The following is a 21889-nucleotide window of genomic DNA, read 5'->3' as shown; positions in this document are numbered from 1 at the left end:
TCCAGGGGCCGGTGACGGCTGCCGGTCCGCGGGCTCCCGACGGTCCCCGGTTGGCCGAAAACCCTCCCCTCCACCCCACCCCCGTCCTTGTCATGCCCTGGACGCGGACCGGAGCGGCGTGCTGTCATGCCAACTGCTGTCCATGACAACGTTGTTATGGCGGGAGGACGCCACCGTGACCCGACCCGTGCCCACCAGACGCCACTTCCTGCAGACCGGATGCCTCGCCGCAGGATCCCTCGCCGCCGGCGTGGCCTTACCGGCGACGCCCGCCGCCGCCTCCGACGCCGCCCCGGCGCCCGCGGCGGCCACCGCCGCTCTCGCGGCCGACGCCTTCACCCGGCTGCCGCCCGGCAGCGTCACCCCGCGCGGCTGGCTCGCCGGGCAGCTGCGTCTCCAGCTCGCCGGCCTGTGCGGGCGCTACGCCGAGCGCTCCCACTTCCTCGACCCCGCCACCAGCGGCTGGACCCGTCCCGGCAACGCCGGCTGGGAGGAACTGCCGTACTGGCTGCGCGGATACGTCCCCCTCGCCGTCGCCACCGGCGACAGCGCCGCCCTCGACACCGCCCGCCGCTGGATCGACGCGATCCTCGCCACCCAGCAGCCCGACGGATTCTTCGGCCCCACGTCCCTGCGCACCTCCCTGAACGGCGGCCCCGACTTCTGGCCCTTCCTGCCGCTGCTCCAAGCACTGCGCAGCTACGAGGAGTTCACCCACGACACGCGTGTCGTGCCGTTCCTGACCCGCTTCCTCACCTTCATGAACGCCCAGGGCAAGGGTGCCTTCGACACCAGCTGGGTGTCGCTGCGCTGGGGCGACGGCATCGACATCGCGCTGTGGCTCCACCGCCGTACCGGCGACGCCTTCCTGCTCGGCCTGGCCGACAAGATGCACGCCTGGGGCGCGGACTGGAGCGGCCCGCTGCCGACCCCGCACAACGTCAACATCGCCCAGGGTTTCCGCGAGCCCGCCCAGTACGCCCAGCGCTCCGGCTCCGCCGACCTGACCCGGGCGACGTACACCACGTACGACCAGGTCATGGGCTCCTACGGTCAGTTCCCGGGGGGCGGCATCGCCGGTGACGAGAACATCCGGCCCGGCTTCGGCGACCCCCGGCAGGGCTTCGAGACCTGCGGCATCGTCGAGTTCATGGCCAGCCACGAGCTGCTGACCCGGATCACCGGCGACCCGGTGTGGGCGGACCGCTGCGAGGACCTGGCGTTCAACATGCTGCCCGCCTCCCTCGACCCCGAGGGCAGGGCCGTGCACTACGTCACCGGCGCCAACAGCATCGATCTGGACAACACCCCGAAGACACAGGGACAGTTCCAGAACGGCTTCGCCATGCAGTCCTTCCAGCCCGGCGTCGACCAGTACCGCTGCTGCCCGCACAACTACGGCATGGGCTGGCCGTACTTCAACGAGGAACTCTGGCTCGCCACCCCCGACGGCGGTCTCGCCGCCGCGATGTACGCCCCCGGCCAGGTCCGCGCCACCGTCGCCCAGGGCGTGACCGTCACCGTCACCGAGGACACCGGCTACCCCTTCGACGACACGGTCACCCTCACCCTGGCCCTCCCGGCCCCCACCGCCTTCCCGCTCCTCCTGCGCGTCCCCGGCTGGTGCACAGGGCCTCAACTGCTCGTCAACGGGCAGCCGTTCGCCGCCCAGGACGGCCCGGCGTTCGTCCGCGTCCAGCGCACCTGGCACGACGGCGACCGGGTCACCCTGACCCTCCCGCAGCGCACCGTCCTGCACACCTGGACCGGCAACCACGACGCCGTGAGCGTCCGGCACGGCCCGCTCAGCTACGCGCTGCGCATCGGCGAGAGCTACGTCCGCTATGCCGGCGACGACATCTTCCCCGAGTACGCGGTGCACGCCACCACACCCTGGAACTACGCCCTCGCCCAGGGCACTTCACCGGTCCTGCACCGCGCCTCGGACACCGTCCCCGACAACCCCTTCACCCAGGCCGGCACCCCGCTCACCCTCACCGCAGACGCCTACCGGCTGCCCGAATGGGTCGCCGACGACGAGCACGTCGTCGCCCCGCTCCAGCAGAGCCCCGCCCGCTCCACCGGCGCCACCGAGCAGATCACCCTGGTCCCGATGGGCGCCGCCCGGCTGCGGATCGCGGCGTTCCCGACCGCCGCCCCGGACGGCACACCCTGGACGCCCGAGCCGCCGTACCGCCGCATCCAGAACAAGCACAGCGGCAAGGTGCTCGCCGTGGACGGCATGTCCACGGCCAACAGTGCGCGCGTGGTGCAGTACGACAACACCGGCACCGGCGACCACGCCTGGCAGCTCGTCGACCAGGGCGGCGGCTGGTTCCTGGTGCGCAACGGCCAGAGCGGCAAGGTGCTCGGCGTCGACGGGATGTCCACCGCCGACAGCGCCGTCGTCGTGCAGTACGAGGACAACGGCACCGACGACCACCTCTGGACCCGCGTCGACCAGGGCGACGGCTGGTTCCTGGTGCGCAACCGGCACAGCGGCAAGGTGCTCGGCGTGGACGGCATGTCCACGGCCAACAGCGCCCAGGTGGTCCAGTTCACGGACAACGGCACCGACGACCATCTGTGGCGACTGCTCTGAGCGGGCGAACCCGGCCCGGCGCCAACCGCCGTACACCGCCGCGTCCTTGACGAGTACACGCCCTCACCCAAGAATGATCGCGCTGCGACAACGTTGTCCCAGCGTTCTGAGGAGGCCAGACCGCGTATGAGCGCGCCCCAGAGCACGTCCCCGAGCATGTCCCGGAGCAGATCCGGGAGCACTCCCGCACCATCGAGCCTCACCCCGCGTACGTCCCTGAACATGTCCCCGGGCACCCCGGGCCGGCCGTCCGGCAGGAGCACCTGGCTGCGCCGCGCCGTCCGCGCGGTGACGGCCGCCGCCCTCCTCGGCACCGCCCTCGCCGGGCCCACGGCACTGGCGGCCGACCGGCAGGGACCGCTCACCGACCTCGTCAACCCGTTCATCGGCACCGAGAACGAGGGCAACACCTACCCCGGCGCGGCCGTGCCGTTCGGCATGGTGCAGCTCTCCCCGGACACCGGTCACAACACCGGCTACGACTACTCCCAGAGCCGGATCCGGGGCTTCTCCCTGGTCCATCTCTCCGGCGTCGGCTGCGGCCTCGGCGGCGACCTGCCCGTCCTGCCCACCACCGGCGACGTCACCCAGACCGACTACGCCAAGTACGCCGCCGCCTTCAGCCACGACGACGAGACCGCGAGCCCCGGCTACTACCGCGTCGGCCTCGACTCCGGGGTCAAGGCCGAGCTGACCGCGACCGCCCGCACCGGCGTGCAGCGCTACACCTTCCCCGCCACTGACAAGGCCAACGTGCTGATCGACGCGGGCCAGTCACTGCACCGCAAGGTCTCCACCCAGGTCGAGATCCTCGACAGCCGCACCGTACGCACCGCGATCACCGGCCGCGGCTTCTGCGGGGACACCCAGCCCTACACCGTCTACACCGTCACCCGCTTCGACCGCCCCTTCACCGCCTACGGCACCTGGGACGGCTCCACGGTCACCGCGGGCTCGGCCACCGGGCACGACGGCGCCTACGTCCGCTTCGACACCACCAAGGACCGCACCGTCGAGGCGACCACCGCCCTGTCCTACGTCGACGCGCACGGCGCCGCCGTCAACCTGAAGGCGGAGGGCGGGCGTTCCTTCGACGCGGTGCGCCACGCCGCGCAGCGGGCCTGGGAGCGGCGGCTGGAGGACGTACGGGTCCAGGGCGGCGGCGACACCCTGCGCCGGGTCTTCTACTCCTCCCTCTACCGGTCCTTCCTCGCGCCCAACATCGGCAGCGACGCCGACGGCCGCTACACCGGCTGGGACCAGCGGATCCACACCGCCAAGGGCTTCACGTACTACCAGAACTGGTCGCTGTGGGACACCTACCGCACCCAGTCCCAGCTGCTCTCCCTGCTCGCCCCGCACGAGGCGCGCGACATGGCGATCTCCGTCATCAGGATCGACGAGGAGAGCGGCTGGCTGCCCAAGTGGGGCTACGGCACGGTGGAGACGAACATCATGACCGGCGACCCGGTCACCCCGTTCCTCACCAACGCCTACCAGCAGGGCCTGCTCAAGGGCTGGGAGGAGCGCGCCTACCGCGCCCTGAAGCAGAACGCCGACGGCGTGCCGCCCACCGCCTCCCCGGCCGTCGGCCGCGAGGCCAACCAGGAGTACATCGCGAACGGCTACGCGCCCTACATCGCCGGCCGCCCGCACGCCAAGCCCGGCGACTCGGACTACGACCACGGCGCCTCGGCCACCCTCGAGTACGCCCTCTCCGACGCCATGCTCGCCCAGATGGCCCGCGACCTCGGCCATGACGCGGACGCCGCCCGCTATGCCGCCCGCGCCCAGGACTACCGCTCCCTCTACGACCCCTCCACCGGCTTCTTCCGCGCCCGCGACGCCTCCGGCGCCTTCACCGGACCGGCCGACCCGGCCCAGAGCACCGGCTTCCACGAGGGCACGTCCTGGCAGTACCAGTGGCTGGTCCCGCAGGACCTGCCCGGCATGGTCGACCTGATCGGCGGCAGGCAGGCGGCCAACGACCGCCTCGACTCGTTCTTCGCCTACCGGCAACTGCTCGCCGACCCGGCGAAGACCGCCCGCGAGGTCTGGGTCAACGGCCCGTACGCCTACTACAACGCCGACAAGTACAACCCGCAGAACGAACCCGACCTCATCGCCCCCTACACCTATCTGTCCACCGGCCAGCCCTGGAAGACCACCGACGTCGTGCACGCCGCGCTGACCCTCTTCACCGACGGTCCCACCGGCATGACCGGCAACGACGACCTCGGCACCATGTCCGCGTGGATGGTCCTCTCGTCGATCGGCGTCTTCCCGGTGCAGCCCGGCTACGACACCTGGGGCCTGTCCACGCCCGTCTTCGACCGCGTCGACCTGAAGCTCGACCGCCGCTACTACCCGCGCGGCGGGTTCACCGTCACCGCGTCCGGCACCTCGGACACCGACCGGTACATCCAGTCGGCCCGCATCGACGGCAAGGCCTACGGCAAGACCTATCTGACGACCGGCGCGCTGCGCTCCCTGCACTCCCTGTCGTTCACGGTCGGCCCGCAGCCGTCGGAGTGGGGCACCTCCGCCCAGGCGGCGCCGCCCGCCCTGAAGTGACCTCGGTCGGCCCACACGTCCCGCCCCTTTCGGACCCTTCCGGTGGGGGCGGGACGTAATCCGTTGTTAACTGAGTGTAGCCTGGTCGTACTTGACCGTGATCGACCTCCGGCGCTTGACTGCTGGTCCATCCTCCGTCGACGTGAGGCAAGTCCGTGACGTCCGATCTGCTCGCTCCACTCGACCTGGTGTTCTGGCACATCGAGTCCGACCGCCACCCCATGCACCTGGGCGCGCTCGGCGTCTTCGCCGCGCACTCGCCCACCGCCGGCGCCCACGCGGCCGACCTGCTCGCCGCCCGTGCCGCCGCCGTGCCCGGACTGCGCATGCGTATCCGTGACGTCTGGCGGCCCCTCGCCCTCCCGCCGGTCCTCCCGCCCGCCTTCGGCGGAGCCACCCGCGAACCCGACCCCGCCTTCGACCCGCTCGACCACGTCCGGCTGCACGCCCCGGCCGACGACTTCCACGCCGCGGCCGGCCGGCTGATGCAGCGCCCGCTGGACCGGCGGCGCCCGCCCTGGGAGGCGCACGTCCTGCCCGGCGCCGACGGCATGTCGTTCGCCGTGCTGTTCAAGTTCCACCACGCCCTCGCCGACGGACTGCGCGCCCTCACCCTCGCCGCCGCCGTCCTCGACCCCATGGACCTGCCCGCCGCCCGGCCCCGCCCCGCCGAGCCGCCGCGCGCCCTGCTGCCGGACGTGCGCAGACTGCCCGGCCTGATGCGCGAGGCGGTCTCCGGAGCGGGCCGCGCCCTCGACATCTCCGCCTCCGTCGTCCGCTCCACGCTCCGGGCCCGCCCCTGCCCCGCCCTGGCCTCGCCGCCGTCCGGCACCCGCCGCACCGCGGGCACCGTGATCGACCTCGACGACGTGCACCGCATCCGCAAGAGCGCCGGAGGCACCGTCAACGACGTCCTCATCGCCGTCGTCGCCGGTGCCCTGCGCCGCTGGCTCGACGAACGCGGCGACGGCAGCGACGGCGTCGCGCCCCGCGCCCTGATCCCGGTGTCCCGGCGCCGCCCGCGCACCGCCCAGCCGCAGGGCAACCGGCTCTCCGGCTATCTGACGGAGCTCCCCGTCGGCGAACCCGACCCGCTCGCCCGCCTCAGTGCCGTCCGCACCGCCATGGACCGCAACAAGGACGCCGGCCCGAGCCGCGGCGCGGGCGCCGTCGCCCTGCTCGCCGACCACGTGCCCGCCCTGGGCCACCGGCTCGGCGGACCGCTCGTGGGCCAGGCGGCCCGGCTCTGGTTCGACATCCTCGTCACCAGCGTCCCGCTGCCCAGCCTCGGTCTGAAGCTCGGCGGCCACCCCCTCACCGCCGTCTTCCCCTTCGCCCCGCTCGCCCCCGGCCAGTCCCTCGCGGTCGCCGTCTCGACGTACCGCGGACAGGTCCACTACGGCCTGGTCGCCGACGCGGCCGCCGTACCCGACCTCGGCCGGCTGACCCGCGCACTGTCCCAGGAGGTGGAGACCCTGCTCACGGCCTGCGAGGCCGGACCCCGCCGGAGCACCGGCACCGCCCGTTCGCACACCGGGACGGGTTTGGAGGAGGGGCCGGGCGCTCCGTAGACTTCCCCGTTCGACGGCGGACGCGACCGGAGCGCCGCGCGGGAGAGCAGGGAACGGCAGCGCGATGACGGTGACAGAGGACGGCCCGGCCACGGGGGACGTGGTGTACGAGCCCGGTGCCGAGGAGGTGTCCGGGCCGGACGGCGGGCCGGCGCACGGGCCCGGCATCGACCCGGAGCGCCTCGCCGTCTGCCTCGCCGTGCTCGAGGAACTCGACCGGCTGGACGTGGACCACCCCGACGCCGTCAGGGTGCGCCGCGCCACCTCGCACATCTACCGTACGGTCAAGCAGCGCCGCCGCCAGGACCGCCGCGCCGCCAAGACCGCCCACGACAAGGCGGTCACCGAGGCCACCGCGACCGGCTCCGCGCAGCGCATCGACGACGAGACCGAGGGCATCCTGCCCTCCTCGGGCACCGCCGAGGGCCGGCTCGCGGGCATACTCCAGCGCCCCCGCTCCTGCTACACCTGCAAGCAGCGCTACGTCGAGGTCGACTACTTCTACCACCAGCTCTGCCCGGCCTGCGCCGCCGAGAACCGGGCCCGCCGCGACGCCCGTACCGACCTCACCGGCAAGCGCGCCCTGCTCACCGGCGGACGCGCCAAGATCGGCATGTACATCGCCCTCAGGCTGCTGCGCGACGGCGCGCACACCACCGTCACCACCCGCTTCCCCAGCGACGCGATCCGCCGCTTCAAGGCCCAGCCCGACAGCGCCGACTGGATCCACCGGCTGAAGATCGTCGGCATCGACCTGCGCGACCCCGCCCAGGTGGTGGCCCTCGCCGACTCGGTGGCCGCCGCCGGTCCCCTCGACATCCTCATCAACAACGCCGCGCAGACCGTCCGGCGTTCGCCGCAGGCCTACAGCGAGCTGCTCGCCGCCGAGTCCGCCCCGCTGCCCGCCGGTGAGCTGCCGGCCGCCGAGGTGATCGGCACCTTCGGCTCCGGCGCGGTCGCCGAGCTCCCGGTCGCCGGGGGCGGCGCGCTCACCGCGCGGGAGGTCACCGGCCTCGCCCTGGTGTCCGGGTCGGCGTCCCTGGAGCGGATCGCCGCGGGCACGGCCATCGACGCGGGCGGGCTCGTACCCGACCTGCACCACACCAACAGCTGGATCCAGCCGGTGGACGAGGTGACCCCGGTGGAGCTGCTGGAGGTCCAGCTGTGCAACTCCACGGCGCCCTTCATCCTCATCAGCCGGCTGCGCGCGGCCATGGCCGCCGCGAACGCCCGGCGGACGTACATCGTGAACGTCTCCGCCATGGAAGGCGTCTTCGACCGCGGCTACAAGGGCGCCGGCCATCCGCACACCAACATGGCGAAGGCGGCCCTGAACATGCTCACGCGCACCAGCGCGCAGGAGATGTTCGAGAAGGACCGCATCCTCATGACGGCCGTCGACACCGGCTGGATCACCGACGAACGCCCGCACCCGGACAAGGTCCGCCTCGCCGAGGCCGGTTTCCACGCCCCGCTCGACCTCGTCGACGGCGCCGCCCGCGTCTACGACCCGATCGTGCGCGGCGAGGCGGGGGACGACCTGTACGGCGTCTTCCTGAAGGACTACGCGCCGGGCAAGTGGTAGGCCGGACCCTCGCCGGGGCCGCGTGACGCCTGCCGGGGGAAAATGCGGTGACCCGGTGCCCCCTGCCTCAGCACAATGGTGCGACCGCCTGATCATGGGCGGGCGCACCATCGTGCCGAGGGGGCCATCACGGTGACCGCTGTTCCGAACGCCGCGGACATGCCCGGCGCCGCGCGGGTGCCGAGCGCTCCGGAGGTTCCGGATGTGCCGGACGCTCCGGACGCCGCGAGCGTCCTGCTGTCCGGCATCGTCGGCTCGACCGCGTACGGCCTGGCCCACGCCGGCTCCGACACGGACCGGCTCGGGCTGTTCGCCGTGCCCACCGAGCGGCTGCACGGCCTGCACCCGCCGAAGGAGTCGTACGTCTCCACGGACCCGGACCGGACCCTGCACGAGGCGGCCAAATGGTGCAGGCTCGCCCTCGGCGGCAACCCGACCGTCACGGAACTCGTCTGGCTGCCCGACGAGTTGTACGAGGTGCGCACCCCGCTCGGCGACGAGCTGATCGGCATCCGCGCGACCCTGCTGTCCGCCCACCGGGTGCGCGCCGCCTACCTCGGCTACGCCACCCGGCAGTTCCGCCGCCTGCGCGCCAAGGACCCGCGGGAGAGGGGCGCCCGGGTCGCCAAGCACGCCCGGCACCTGAAGCGGCTCTGCCACCAGGGTCTCGAGCTCTACACCACCGGCCGGCTCACCCTGCGGGTCGAGGACCCGCAGGAGTACCGGGACTTCGGCGAGCGGGTCGCCGCGGACCCAGAGGCGGCGCTGCCGCTGCTCAGGCACTACGAGGCCGCCTTCGGCACATCGGCCACCGTGCTGCCGGACGAGCCCGACGAGGCGGCCGCGGAAGCCTGGCTGCGCCGGGTGCGCGAGCGGTGCTGGACGGCGTGCGCGACCGGGTGACGCGACCGCGGGAGGGGAAGCCGCGGGCCGGTGTCGTCAGTCGACGGCGCCCAGCGCCGAGTGCCGTTCCGCGACCATCTCCAGCACCGTGCGCCAGTCCTCCAGCACCCCGGCGTCGAAGGGGGTGAGCCGGGCCTCCTCGGCCGCCTGGCGCAGCCGCAGCACATCGTCGTCGTCGGGCGCGGCGCCGTGGTCCGGGCGGTGCCGGGCGGCGTCGTCCCGGTGGTGCCGTACGAGGGCGGCGACCCGTCCGCCGAGCAGCCCGCGCACCGTGTCGGGCCCGAGCAGCCGGGCGACGTCCAGCACCAGGCCCGCGACCTGGAGCTCCTTGTCGGCGGGCCGGGCGCGGCGCAGCAGCGCGGCGGTCCGCAGCGCGAGCCGGCGCGGGTCGGGGGCCGGGACACCGTCCCGGTCCGGGGCCGCACCGCCGGTGCCCCGGCGGGCGTGCAGCAGGTCCATCAGCTCCTCGACGCTGCGCAGCTCCATGCGTCAGTCCTCCCGCGAGTCAGCCGTTGCGGTACGCCAGCAGATCATGGGGACCTTGCCGGGCAGCCAACGCCACCTGAACTGCGCCAGGTGGGCTTCTCGCCGTCTGCTCGCGGGCGTACGCGCCGCGTAGGCCGAACGAGTGAGGTAAAAATGGCGCATAAGTTAACAACTCATGTCAAAGTGTGAGCCGATGTAGCGAGTTGACGCGAGATAGTTACAGCTTGTTTGCGGCGCTATCGAGCGGGGCCGTGCTCATTTGGTTAATCTGGGAGGGACGGACAGCACCACGGGGTCCCACCCTCACCCACGGTCCGTCCCGGGCAGGCCGGTCCACAGCGGCTCGCCTCACGCACGAGTCGACCGGCGCCACCGCGTCCGAACTGGAACTTCAGCCGCACCCTAGCGGGCGTCAGGTACCGGCCCGGACAGTGACCGGAATGCCCCGCGGGTGACCCGACACATAAGGAGTGCGCGGTGACACCGGAGAAGACGAACAGCGAGCCACGGCCCAAGGAACGTACGGAGCGGGCGGGCCGTCGCCTGGGAGAGCTCCGCAGTATCGATGTATGGGCCCGGTCCGCCCCCATCCGTCTCGCGGGCTACGAGGACGATCTCGCCGAGGACCACATCCTGCCCAGCGTGGACTGAACCCGGCAGGACCCGAGGAACGCCGTGGAGCAGCCGCGGCCGGGGGCGACCGGCCGCGGCTTTGTCGTTCCCGGCCGGCCGCCCGTGCTCCGCCGTTCCCCGGTCCCGCGCCGCCCGTCGCGCCGCGTCCCTCAGGCGTCCCGCGCCACCCCTGTGCTGCCCCGCACGATCAGCCGCGGCACCGGCACCCGCACGGTCCGCGCCGGACCCCCGTCCAGCAGCGCCGTCAGCTCCCGGGCCGCCGTCCTGCCGAACTCCACGCTGTCCCGCGACAGCGCCGACAGCAACGGCCTGAGCATCCGGCACAGCGCCGAGTCCTCCCAGGACACCACCGACAGGTCCCCCGGCACGGAGAAGCCCAGCCCGGCCGCCGCGGCCACCCCGGCGACGGCCATCACGTCGTTGTCGTAGACGATCGCCGTCGGGGGAGCGGCCGACTCCAGCACCCGGCGGGTCACGGCGGCGCCCTCCGCGTCGGAGTAGTCCGTGGTCAGCGACCGCACCTCGGTGAGGCCGCGCCGGCCGGCCTCCGCGCGCAGGGCGCGCACCCGGCGCTCGGTGTGGGCCAGCTCCGGCAGCCCCGCGATGTGCGTGATCCGGCGGTGGCCCAGCGCGCACAGCTCGTCCACCAGCGCCGCCATCGCCTCGGCGTCGTCCGCCCACACCGTGGACAGTCCCGGGTGCCGCTCGTCCGTCGCACCCCCTATCACCACGGCGGGCAGGCCGAGTTCGTCCAGCAGACCGGGGCGGGGGTCCTCGGTGCGCGGGTCGACCACCAGCACACCGTCCACCCGGTGCTCGGCCCACCAACGGCGGTAGACGGCGCACTCGTCGGCGGTGTCCGCCGCGATCTGGAAGAGCAGCCCGAGATGCCGCTCCGCCAGCACCTCCTGGATACCGGACACCAGTTGGAGGAAGAACGAGTCCACCCCCAGGGTGTCCGCCGGGCGTGCCAGCACGAAGCCGACCGTCGCCGCGCCCTCCCCGGACAGGGCGCGGGCGGCGGTGCTGGGACGCCAGCCCAGGTCCTCGGCCACCCGGCGCACCCGCTCGCGGGTCGTCTCCGAGACCCCCGGCCTGCCGTTGAGCGCGAACGACACGGCGCTCTCGGAGACCCCGGCGCGGCGCGCGATGTCCTTCATCGTCGGCCGGCGGGCCGGGGAACGTCGTGCCGACAACCTTGTCCTCGTTTCCCGCGACGCTTGCACTAATGCGCTTGAGTGCGGTAACTCTAAAGCGCATTAGTGAGGGACCGCAAGGAAGCGGCAGGCGTGTTGTCCGGGCGTTTTGGCCTGCCATTTCTTACGGCCACCCGTGATGGGCTGCTCTTCCGTACGCCGCTTCGCGGTCGGCGTGCCGCCGAAGAATTCAGCCGGGTCGAACGCAGGGACACACCCGCCGCACCATCACTGCCAAGGAGTCCACCACCGTGCGCATCTCCCGCAGAGCCCTCGCCGCCGCCGCCGTCGCCCTCGTCCTGCCGCTGAGCGCCTGCGGCTCGGGAAACGACCCGGGCGGTTCCACCGACGCCTCGGGCCCGGTCGAGGGTGACATCACCTTCCAGACCTGGAACCTCCGCGCCAACTTCAAGACCTACTTCGAGGACGTCGTCGCCGGCTTCGAGAAGAAGTACCCCGGCACCCATGTGAAGTGGATCGACCAGCCCGCCGAGGGCTACGCCGACAAGATCAGCGCCGACGCGGCCGGCGGCACCCTGCCCGACGTCGTCAACGTCTCCCCGGACCTCGTCGCCCCGCTCGCCGAGGCCGGCCTCGCCCTCGACCTCGACAAGTCCGCGGCGCGCTACGAGAAGGAGTATCTGCCGGGCGCCTGGGCCAGCCACCGGATACCGGGCATGAGCGGGACGTACGCCTTCCCCTGGTACCTCAACACCGGGCCGCTGTTCTACAACAAGTCCCTGTTCGAGAAGGCCGGCCTCGACCCCGGGCAGCCGCCCAAGACGTACGACGAACTCTTCGCCGACGCCCTGGAGATGGCCGGCAGGAGCCACGGCAGGGTCGCCACCCTCGCCAACGTGCCCACCATCGAGGACTTCGGCCGCTACGGCGTCCCCCTCATGAACGCCAAGGGCACCGGCTTCGCCTTCGACGACGCCAAGGGCGTGCGCCTGCTGGCGAAATACAAGGAGCTGTACGACGCCAAGGCCCTCGACCCGCAGGCGCTCACCGCCACCCCGGAGTCCTCGGGCAAGAAATTCCTCACCGGTGCCGTCGCCATGAACCCCGGCAGTGCTCTGGACCTGGAGAACTTCAAGAAGCAGGCGCCGGACCTCTACAGGAACATCGGCATCACCGACCAGATCACCAGCACCGGCCACGTCAACATGTATGTGATGGGCGTGATGGTCAACTCCCGCACCAAGCACGCCCCGGCGGCCGTCGCCTTCGCCCACTGGGTCACCGACGCCGCGCACCAGATGTCGTTCGCCAGGAAGGTCGCCATCTTCCCCAGCACCGCCGGCTCCCTCGACGACCCGTACTTCACCGAGCAGGACGGCACCGACGTGACCCGGGTGCGGGTCGCCTCCGCCACGTCGCTCAAGAACGCCGTGAACTACACCCCGGTGCTGTTCAGCGACCAGATGAAGACCGCGCTGCGCAACGAGGTCGCCAAGGCGCTGCAGGGCAAGGAGAGCCCCGGGGCGGCGCTCGACAACGCTGTCAAGGCGTGCGACCGGCTCCTGCGGCAGCAGGGCTGAGGGACGCCGATGGCCACCGCCACCCCCCGTCCCACCCCCGCCGCGGCACCGGCCGGCGGCACCCGCACCGACCGGGTCCCGGCCCGCGTACGACGCCAACTGCCGGTCAGCCCCTGGCTGTTCGCCGCGCCCGGGCTGCTGGTCACCGGCGCGTTCATCCTCTACCCGTTCGTCTCCACCCTGGTCAACGCCTTCACCGACCGCCGCACCCTGGTGCCGGGCACCTTCACGGGTCTCGCCAACTTCCGCGAACTGCTCCACGACGACATGTTCTGGACCGGCCTGCGCAACAGCACGCTCTACGTCCTCGGCGTCGTCCCCGCCCTGGTCGTGCTGCCGCTGCTGCTCGCGCTGCTGGTGCAGAAGAACATCCCGGGCATCACCTTCTTCCGGTCCGCCTTCTACACCCCGGTCGTCGCCTCGATCGTGGTCGTCGGGCTGATCTGGGTGTGGCTGCTCGACGAACGCGGTCTGGTGAACGCCCTGCTCGCGGCGGTCGGCGTGGGACGCGTCGGTTTCCTCAGCGACCAGTGGCTGCTCCTGCTGAGCGCCATGGCGGTCACGGTGTGGCGGGGCCTCGGCTACTACATGATCATCTATCTGGCGGCACTCGCCGACGTGCCGCGCGAGCTCCACGAGGCAGCCGCCGTGGACGGCGCGGGCCCGGTGCGCCGCTTCCTCACCGTCACCGTGCCCGCCGTCCGCTCCACCATGGTCCTGGTCGGCGCGCTCTCCTCGGTCTCCGCGTTCAAGGTGTTCTCCGAGGTCTACCTGATGGCGGGCCCCGACGGCGGACCGGCGGGCGAGGACACCACGCTCGTGATGCTGGTCCGGTGCACCGGCACCGGCCTCACCGGCCGCGTCGGGTACGCCTCCGCGATCTCCGTCGTCGTGTTCGTCGTCACCGTCGCCCTGATGCTGCTCGTGCTGCGCGCCGACCGCAGGGAGGAGACATGAGCACCACCCGGCGAGGAGACACGAGCGCCACCCCGGGCAGCGCACGGCGCGCCCCGGCGGCCCCCGCGGCCGTACGCCGTCCCCGGCTCGCCGACGAGCACGGCCGCCGCGTCCCGCTCTGGGAACTCGCCCTGCGCTACCTGCTGCTGCTCGCCGTACTCGCGCTGACCGCGGGACCCTTCCTCTGGCAGCTGTCGACCTCGCTCAAGGGCCCCACCGAGAACATCTTCAGCTCGCCCCCGAGGTTCCTGCCGAGCCACCCCACCCTGCACAACTACCGGCGCGTCGCCGACACGATCCCCGTGTGGGACTACGCCCTCAACTCGCTGAAAGTCGCCTCGGCCAGTGTCGTGACCAACTGCGTCGGCTCGGCCCTCGCCGGCTACGCGCTGGCCCGGCTGCGCTACCGGGGGCGCCGCGCCGCCGGCCTGGTCTTCGTCCTCGCGATGCTCGTCCCGGCCGAGGGCATCATCATCGCCCAGTTCACCACCATGCGGGAACTCGGCCTCAACAACACCCTGGTGGGCGTCATGCTGCCCGGGTCGGTCGGCGCGATGAACGTGCTGCTGATGCGCAACGCCTTCCTCCGGCTGCCGTACGAGATCGAGGAGGCCGCCTACGTCGACGGCGCCGACGTGTGGCAGCGGTTCCTGCGGATCGCGCTGCCGGCCGTCAGGGGCACCCTCGCCGTGGTGGCGATCTTCGCCTTCATGGGCGCCTGGGACGACTTCCTCTGGCCGCTCATCGTGCTCAGCGACCCGTCCAGGTTCACCCTCACCATCGGCCTCGACTATCTGCACGGCACCTTCGCGGGCGACGAACGTCTCGTCGCCGCGGGCACCGTCATCGCCGTGGCGCCGCTGATCGCCCTCTTCGCCTGTCTGCAACGGTACTTCTTCCGCGGCGTGGGCGAGGGCGCCGTCAAGGGCTGAACCCCCCGACGCGCGCGAGGGACGCCCCGCCGTCCGGGAGTCCTCGCGCGCACCGCCGTCCGAAGGAACGGGACCCCGTATGCCCCCTGCCGTGCGCTTCGGCGTCAACTACACCCCCAGCGAAGGGTGGTTCCACCACTGGCTCGACTTCGACCCCGACTCGGTGCGCGCCGACCTCGACTCCGTCGCCGCGCTCGGACTCGACCACATCCGGGTCTTCCCGCTGTGGCCCTACTTCCAGCCCAACCGCACCCTCATCCGGCCGCGCGCCGTGGACGACCTGGTGCTGCTCGTCGACGCCGCCGCCGAACGCGGACTCGACGTCAACGTGGACGGACTGCAAGGCCACGTGAGCAGTTTCGACTTCCTGCCCGCCTGGACCAGGACCTGGCACCGGCGCAACCTCTTCACCGACCCGGACGTCGTCGAGGCCCAGGCCGCGTATCTGCGCACCCTCGCCGCCGCCCTCGCCGGGCGGCCCGGCTTCCTCGGCATGACCGTCGGCAACGAGATCAACCAGTTCTCCGCGGGCCCCCACCCCGACCCCGACCGGGCGAGCGGCGACGCGATCGACGCCTGGCTGACCAGGATGCTCGCCGCCTGCGAGGAGGGCGCCCCGGGCCGGACCCATCTGCACGCCGAGTACGACGCCACCTGGTACCAGGACGACATGCCCTTCACCCCGGCCCAGGCCGCCCGGCTCGGCGCCCTCACCGCCGTGCACTCCTGGGTGTTCGACGGCACCGCCCAGCGCCACGGCCGCGCCTCCGTCCCCACCGAACACCACGCCGCGTACCTGATCGAGCTGAGCAAGGCGTGGGCCGACGACCCGCACCGCCCCGTCTGGCTCCAGGAGGTCGGCGCCCCCGCGCCCCTGATCCCCGCCGGGCACGCCGCCGCCTTCACCGCCGCCACCGTCGCCCACGCCCTGGACTGCCCCGACCTGTGGGGCATCACCTGGTGGTGCTCCCACGACGTCTCCCGCGATCTCGGCGACTTCCCCGAGCTGGAGTACGGCCTCGGCGTACTGACCAACGACCGGCGCCCCAAGGACACGGCCGGGATCCTGTCCGCCTTCGCCCGCAGCGCCGCCCTCCCCGCCCCCGCCCCGCGCACCACCGCGCTGGTCGTCCCGGCCGACCCCGCCGTCCGCTCCCGCTGCGCCCCCGGCGGGCCCGTCTACGACGCCTTCTTCCGGCTGACCGCGGACCGCGCCCGCCCCACCACCGTCCTCGACACCCGCGCCGGCGACCGGGCACACCTCGCCGCGCGGGGCATCACCGAGGTCGTCACTCCCGAACAGGTACTCCCCACCCCACCAGGAGGCACCAGCTCGTGAACCCCACCAGACGCACGGTCCTGCTCGCCGTCACCGGCGCCGCCGCCACGGCCGCCGCCGGCCCGCTCCCCACGGCGTCCGCCGCACCCGCGACCGGCACCCCGGCCGCCGCACCCGCGGCCGACGCCGCGGCCACACCCCCGTACGCCTCGTACTGGTACCCCGACAGCCTGCCCTCCGGCACCCCCGGCACCGGCATCACCTGGCGCAGCCTGAAGACCTGGACCGCCGACGGCGACGCCGACCTCGCCTTCAACCGGGCCGCCGAGCCGCTCGCCGCCCGCTTCACGCCGGTCCCCGCCAACACCACCGCCCGTGCCGGGCAGGCCCGTGTCCAGTCACTGGTGTCCTTCGCCCCGACGTCCGCCAACCCCGCCCAGGGCGCGGCCACCGCCGACCACTACGCCCTCACGCACTGGGCCTACCTCGACGAACTCGTCTTCTGGGGCGGCTCGTCGGGGGAGGGCCTGATCCTCGCCCCGAACGCGCCCGTCGTCGACGCCGCCCACCGCCACGGCGTGCCCGTCCTCGGCAACATCTTCCTGCCGCCCACCGCCTACGGCGGCCTGCTCCAGTGGACCCGCGACCTGGTGCAGAAGGACTCCGCCGGACACTACCCGCTCGCCGCCCGACTGGTCGCGGTGGCCGCCGCGTACGGCTTCGACGGCTGGTTCGTCAACGCCGAGACCGGCGGCGGCAACGCCGCCCTCGGCACCGACATGCTCGGTTTCGTCACCGAGCTGAAGTCCCTCGCGGCGGCCCAGGGACAGCGGGTCACCTGGTACGACGCGATGACCGTGAGCGGCACGGTCAGCTGGCAGGGCGCGCTGAACACCCAGAACCAGGCGTTCTTCCAGGCTGCCGACGACCTGTTCGTCGACTTCCGCTGGTCCACGGGCACACTCGCCTCGTCCGCCACCAGGGCCGACCAACTAGGCCGCAGCCGCTACGAGTTGTGGGCGGGCGTCGACGTCGAGTCCAACGGGTCGAACAGCGGCGTCAACTGGGACGCGATCGTGCCGACCGGCTCGGCGCACATCGCCTCCCTCGGCTTCTACCGGCCCGAGTGGACCCGCAACCACCTGCCCGCCGCCACCCGCACCCCGGCCGACTTCCACGCCTCCGACGACCGGTTCTGGACCGGCCGTTCCCTGGACCCCGGGCAGCCGGACGCCACCGATCCCTGGCGGGCGCCCGCCGTGTCGGTCGCGGACCGCTCGACGGTGACCTCGCTGCCGTTTGCGAGCGTGTTCAACACCGGTCACGGGCTGCGGTGGTACGCGGACGGGGCGGTCGCCTCCACCACACCGTGGAACCACCTCGGACTCCAGGACCGGCTCCCCTCGCGGCGCTGGGCGGTGCGGACGGCGGGCGCCCGGCCCGCGGTGACCTTCGACTTCGCGAACGCGTGGCGGGGCGGCAGCAGCGTGCTGGTGAGCGGCGCCCTCGACCGGCCGGCGGAACTGGATCTGCACGCGGTACGGCTCCCGGTGACCCCCGACACGGTGGTCGAGCTGACCTACCGCACGGACGCCGGGGCCGCGGACGTGGAACTGGCCGTCGCCACCGACGAGCCGGGCGCGGCGGGACAGGCACCGCCGTACACGTACCTGCCGGTCACGGGCGCCGCACCGGTCGACGGCTGGACCACCGCGACCGTCCCGCTGGGCGGGCCGACCGGCACCGGCACCGTCCATATGCTGGGCGTCCGGCTCACCGCCACCACCGGCCCCGTGCAGTGGCGGCTGGGCCGCATCGCGGTGTACGACGCCCCGGCCGCCGCCTCGGCCGTCCCCGGCCCCCCGTCCGGCTTCACCGTCACCGCCGCCTCCGCCGGCGACCTCCGCCTCGGCTGGAGCGCCGCGTCCGGTGCCGTACGGCACTACGAGCTCCACCGCGTCCTGACCGACGGCACCCGCCGCTTCCTCGGCGGCACCTGCCAGCTCGCCTGGTTCGCCGCCGGGCTCCAGCCGGAGCAGGACGAGACGGAAGCACGGTTCGAACTGCGTGCCGTGGGGGAGCTCTACACCTCGTCGGACCCGGTGACCGTCACCCACCCCTGGTGACGGTGCCGCCACCTGCCCACCGGTCGCCCACCGGGTGACCACCCACCCCCGGTCACCCGCCCGGTGACCTCGCAACCCAGCCACGGGAGCACCCCACATGCATGACGACCGCACACTGGTCGAAGCCCGTCTCCGGCGCGTCCTCGACGAACGCATCCGCCCCGCCGTCTACCCCGAGTCCGTGCCGCTCGAGGCAGCGGTGTGGCACGCCCCGGGGGAGCCGGTGCCGGTCGCCGAAGGGCTCGCGGCCGAACCCGAGCCGATCGGGCCGGGCGCCCGGTGGGGTGCCCCGTGGGGCACCAGCTGGTTCCGGGTCACCGGGACCGTGCCCGAGGCGTGGGCCGGGAAGACCGTCGAGGCGATCCTCGACCTCGGCTTCGACGAGAACATGCCCGGCTTCCAGTGCGAGGGCCTGGTCTACCGGCCCGACGGCAGCCCCGTGAAGGGACTCAACCCGCGCAACCAGTGGGTGCGCGTCGCCGCGCCCGCCGAGGGCGGCGAGCAGGTGCGCCTGCACATCGAGGCCGCCTCCAACCCCGTCATCCTCGACCACCACCCCTTCCTGCCCACCCGGCTGGGCGACAAGGAGACCGCGGGCAGCGTGCCCCAGTACACGCTCGCCCGGACGGACCTCGCCGTGTTCGACCGGACGGTGTGGGAGCTGGTGGCCGACCTGGAGGTGCTCGGCGAGCTGATGGCCGAGCTGCCGCAGGACACGGCCCGCCGCTGGGACATCCTGCGGACCGTCGACCGGGCACTGGACGCCGTCGACCTCCAGGACGTCAACGGCACCGCCGCCCGCGCCCGTTCCCTGCTCGCACCCGCGCTGGCCGCACCCGCCGCGCCCTCCGCGCACCGGATCAGCGCCGTCGGGCACGCGCACATCGACTCGGCGTGGCTGTGGCCGCTGCGCGAGACCGTCCGCAAGGTCGCCCGCACCACGGCCAACATGACCGCCCTCATCGAGGACGAACCCGACTTCGTCTTCGCCATGTCGCAGGCGCAGCAGTGGGCCTGGGTGAAGGAGCACCGGCCCGAGGTGTGGGCGCGGGTGAAGAAGGCGGTCGCCGAGGGACGGTTCGTGCCGGCCGGCGGGATGTGGGTGGAGTCCGACACCAACATGCCCGGCTCGGAGGCGATGGCCCGTCAGTTCGTGCACGGCAAGCGGTTCTTCCTCGACGAGTTCGGCATCGAGAACGACGAGGCGTGGCTGCCCGACACCTTCGGTTTCGCCGCCGGACTCCCGCAGATCATCAGGGCGGCCGGCTCGACCCGGCTGCTCACCCAGAAGATCTCCTGGTCGCGGACCAACACCTTCCCGCACCACACCTTCCTGTGGGAGGGCATCGACGGCACCCGGATCTTCACCCACTTCCCGCCCGTGGACACCTACAACTGCGCCATGAAGGGCAGCGAACTCGCCCACGCCGCACGCAACTTCAAGGACAAGGGCCGCGCCCGGCACTCCCTCGCGCCGACCGGCTGGGGCGACGGGGGCGGCGGCACGACCCGCGAGATGGTCGCCCGCGCGGCCCGGCTGCGCGACCTGGAGGGCTCGCCCACCGTGGTCTGGGAGACGCCCGCCGCGTTCTTCGCCAAGGCCGAGGCCGACTACCCCGCCCCGCCCGTCTGGGTCGGCGAGCTGTACCTCGAACTGCACCGCGCCACCCTCACCAGCCAGGCGAAGACCAAACAGGGCAACCGGCGCAGCGAACACCTCCTGCGCGAGGCCGAACTGTGGGCGGCCACCGCCGCCGTACGCACCGGATTCCCCTACCCCCACGACGAGCTGGACCGCATCTGGAAGACGGTGCTGCTGCACCAGTTCCACGACATCCTGCCCGGCTCGTCCATCGCCTGGGTGCACCGCGAGGCCCGCGCCACCTACGAGCGCGTCGCCGCCGAACTGGACGCGATCATCGAGGCCGCCCAGCACGCCCTCGCCGGTGAGGGCACCACCCCGCTGCTGTTCAACTCCGCCCCGCACCCCCGCGCCGGGGTCCCGGCGGGCGGCGCACGGCCGCCGGCCGCCGAGGGCGCCACGAGCGTCACCCCCCGCCCGGCGGGCGGCCACGTCCTGGACAACGGCCTGCTGCGCGTCGAGATCGACGGGCGCGGCCTCGTCGTGTCGGCGTACGACCGCACCGCCGACCGCGAGACCGTCGCCCCCGGCACGGCCGCGAACCTCCTCCAGCTGCACCAGGACTTCCCGAACATGTGGGACGCCTGGGACGTCGACGAGTTCTACCGCAACACCGTCACCGACCTCACCGGCGTCGACGAGCTGGCCCCGGGCGAGGACGGGACCTCGGTGCGGATCGTCCGCACCTTCGGCGCCTCCCGGGTCATCCAGCTGCTGACCCTGCCCCCGGGGGAGCGGCGGCTCGTGGTGGACACGGAGGTCGACTGGCACGAGACGGAGAAGTTCCTCAAGCTCGCCTTCCCGCTCGACCTGCACGCCGAACGGTACGCGTCCGAGACCCAGTTCGGGCACGTCCACCGGCCCACCCACACCAACACCTCATGGGAGGCAGCCAGGTTCGAGGCCTGCAACCACCGGTTCGTCCATCTCGCGGAGCCCGACTGGGGCGTCGCGATCGTCAACGACTCGACGTACGGCCACGACGTCACCCGTACCGTCCGGGACACCGGCGACGGAGCCGACCGGGGCACCACCACCACGGTCCGCGTCTCCCTGCTGCGCGCCCCCCGCTTCCCCGACCCCGAGACCGACCAGGGCGTCCACCGCTTCCGCCACGCGCTGGTGCCCGGCGCGGACATCGCCGACGCGGTCCGCGAGGGCTGGCGCATCAATCTGCCCGAACGTCGGACCACCGGAGCCGCCGAAGTGGCCCCCCTGGTGTCGGTCGACCGGGACGCGGTGGTCGTCACGGCGGTGAAACTCGCCGACGACGGCAGCGGCGACGTGATCGTCCGCTTCCACGAGGCGCACGGCTCACGCACCCGCGCCACCCTCACCGTCGGGTTCGCATGCACCGGCGTCACCCCCACCGACCTGCTGGAACGTCCACTCGCCGACACCGCCGCACCCGACCTGGACGGTGACCGGATCGCGCTGCGGCTGCGTCCCTTCGAGCTGTGGACGCTTCGGCTGTCCCGTTAGCACCCACTCCGTACCGAGGAAGGGAGGCCCGGTGATGCAGAGTGCTCTAGTCAGGAAGTGATCGGACGACTAAGGTCGCAGCGCGGGAAAATTGCCGTCCGAGGCTGTCCAGCCCCTGAGGGCCGAACGGTCCGAGCGGTCGGACACATCTTTCCGGCAACTGCTCCCACGGCAGCACCGAGGACGCCGGAGGCCCCGGTCCGGAGGCCGCGGCGGTCCGCCCGCACGGGCGGACCGCCGCACCCCGGCACCCCGCGCCCCGCACCTCACCGACCGAAAGGCGCCCCGTGCCCCCGACCCCGACCCGGCCGACCCCCGCCCCGGCGGCCCCGCCCGCCCCGCTCCAGGCCCCCGCCCGCGTCACCGCGCTCGACACGTAC

The 21889-nt window shown here is 72.8% G+C and carries 14 protein-coding genes; 12 read left to right on the top strand and 2 right to left on the bottom strand.

Annotation, left to right across the window (positions count from 1 at the left end):
- The first annotated feature begins 250 nt into the window (after window positions 1-250).
- From ABZ862_RS18025 to ABZ862_RS18005, 5 genes are all read left to right on the top strand, one after another.
- Window positions 251-2602 carry an RICIN domain-containing protein gene (locus ABZ862_RS18025; RefSeq protein WP_360959368.1) on the top strand — a complete coding sequence of 784 codons (2352 nt, stop codon included), beginning with the start codon at window positions 251-253 and terminating at the stop codon, window positions 2600-2602.
- Window positions 2603-2824: 222 nt separating this feature from the next.
- Window positions 2825-5176 carry a GH92 family glycosyl hydrolase gene (locus tag ABZ862_RS18020; RefSeq protein WP_360959013.1) on the top strand — a complete coding sequence of 784 codons (2352 nt, stop codon included), beginning with the start codon at window positions 2825-2827 and terminating at the stop codon, window positions 5174-5176.
- A 155-nt stretch (window positions 5177-5331) separates the two neighbouring features.
- Window positions 5332-6747 (top strand): wax ester/triacylglycerol synthase family O-acyltransferase, encoded by a 1416-nt coding sequence (locus tag ABZ862_RS18015; RefSeq protein WP_360959010.1) that lies wholly within the window; start codon window positions 5332-5334, stop codon window positions 6745-6747.
- Window positions 6748-6811: 64 nt separating this feature from the next.
- Window positions 6812-8332, top strand: a complete 1521-nt coding sequence (locus ABZ862_RS18010) for an SDR family NAD(P)-dependent oxidoreductase (protein WP_360959007.1) — start codon at window positions 6812-6814, stop codon at window positions 8330-8332.
- Window positions 8333-8464: 132 nt separating this feature from the next.
- A complete protein-coding gene (locus ABZ862_RS18005) occupies window positions 8465-9235 on the top strand; it encodes a nucleotidyltransferase domain-containing protein (RefSeq protein WP_360959004.1) in 771 nt (256 codons plus the stop codon).
- A 36-nt stretch (window positions 9236-9271) separates the two neighbouring features.
- Here the strand turns inward: ABZ862_RS18005 and ABZ862_RS18000 are convergent, their stop codons facing one another.
- The gene (locus ABZ862_RS18000) at window positions 9272-9721 is read right to left on the bottom strand and encodes a hypothetical protein (RefSeq protein WP_360959001.1); all 450 of its coding nucleotides are present in this window, start codon (window positions 9719-9721) and stop codon (window positions 9272-9274) included.
- Window positions 9722-10198: 477 nt separating this feature from the next.
- Here ABZ862_RS18000 and ABZ862_RS17995 point away from each other — a divergent pair, with 477 nt between their 5' ends.
- Entirely contained in the window at window positions 10199-10372 is a 174-nt protein-coding gene (locus ABZ862_RS17995; protein ID WP_360958998.1) for a hypothetical protein, read from the top strand.
- 131 nt (window positions 10373-10503) lie between these two features.
- On the opposite strand, the gene ABZ862_RS17990 is transcribed toward ABZ862_RS17995, so the two are convergent.
- Entirely contained in the window at window positions 10504-11550 is a 1047-nt protein-coding gene (locus ABZ862_RS17990) for a LacI family DNA-binding transcriptional regulator (RefSeq protein WP_360958995.1), read from the bottom strand.
- A 251-nt stretch (window positions 11551-11801) separates the two neighbouring features.
- Here ABZ862_RS17990 and ABZ862_RS17985 point away from each other — a divergent pair, with 251 nt between their 5' ends.
- The 6 genes from ABZ862_RS17985 (at window position 11802) to ABZ862_RS17960 (ending at window position 21509) form a co-directional block, all read left to right on the top strand.
- Window positions 11802-13091 carry a sugar ABC transporter substrate-binding protein gene (locus tag ABZ862_RS17985; RefSeq protein WP_360958992.1) on the top strand — a complete coding sequence of 430 codons (1290 nt, stop codon included), beginning with the start codon at window positions 11802-11804 and terminating at the stop codon, window positions 13089-13091.
- A 9-nt stretch (window positions 13092-13100) separates the two neighbouring features.
- A complete protein-coding gene (locus ABZ862_RS17980; RefSeq protein ID WP_360958989.1) occupies window positions 13101-14048 on the top strand; it encodes a sugar ABC transporter permease in 948 nt (315 codons plus the stop codon).
- Entirely contained in the window at window positions 14045-14980 is a 936-nt protein-coding gene (locus tag ABZ862_RS17975) for a carbohydrate ABC transporter permease (protein ID WP_360958987.1), read from the top strand. Before ABZ862_RS17980 ends, ABZ862_RS17975 begins: the two co-directional genes overlap by 4 nt.
- A gap of 79 nt (window positions 14981-15059) precedes the next feature.
- On the top strand, window positions 15060-16319 hold the full coding sequence (locus tag ABZ862_RS17970) for a glycosyl hydrolase (protein WP_360958984.1): 1260 nt from the start codon (window positions 15060-15062) through the stop codon (window positions 16317-16319).
- Window positions 16316-18385: an endo-beta-N-acetylglucosaminidase gene (locus tag ABZ862_RS17965; RefSeq protein ID WP_360958981.1), complete on the top strand. Its 2070-nt coding sequence runs from the start codon at window positions 16316-16318 to the stop codon at window positions 18383-18385. Before ABZ862_RS17970 ends, ABZ862_RS17965 begins: the two co-directional genes overlap by 4 nt.
- Before the next feature lie 97 nt (window positions 18386-18482).
- Window positions 18483-21509: a glycoside hydrolase family 38 C-terminal domain-containing protein gene (locus tag ABZ862_RS17960; RefSeq protein ID WP_360958978.1), complete on the top strand. Its 3027-nt coding sequence runs from the start codon at window positions 18483-18485 to the stop codon at window positions 21507-21509.
- Window positions 21510-21889: the final 380 nt, after the last annotated feature.

This window comes from Streptomyces sp. NPDC047000 (assembly GCF_040644295.1).
GTDB lineage: Bacteria > Actinomycetota > Actinomycetes > Streptomycetales > Streptomycetaceae > Streptomyces.
This window is presented reverse-complemented; position numbering and strand designations above follow the sequence as displayed.

Coding starts and splice junctions, on each gene's coding strand:
- ABZ862_RS18020 (WP_360959013.1), top strand. CDS start 2,825: ATGTCCCCGGGCACCCCGGGCCGGCCGTCCGGCAGGAGCACCTGGCTG.
- ABZ862_RS18010 (WP_360959007.1), top strand. CDS start 6,812: ATGACGGTGACAGAGGACGGCCCGGCCACGGGGGACGTGGTGTACGAG.
- ABZ862_RS18000 (WP_360959001.1), bottom strand. CDS start 9,721: ATGGAGCTGCGCAGCGTCGAGGAGCTGATGGACCTGCTGCACGCCCGC.
- ABZ862_RS17980 (WP_360958989.1), top strand. CDS start 13,101: ATGGCCACCGCCACCCCCCGTCCCACCCCCGCCGCGGCACCGGCCGGC.
- ABZ862_RS17975 (WP_360958987.1), top strand. CDS start 14,045: ATGAGCACCACCCGGCGAGGAGACACGAGCGCCACCCCGGGCAGCGCA.
- ABZ862_RS17970 (WP_360958984.1), top strand. CDS start 15,060: ATGCCCCCTGCCGTGCGCTTCGGCGTCAACTACACCCCCAGCGAAGGG.
- ABZ862_RS17960 (WP_360958978.1), top strand. CDS start 18,483: ATGCATGACGACCGCACACTGGTCGAAGCCCGTCTCCGGCGCGTCCTC.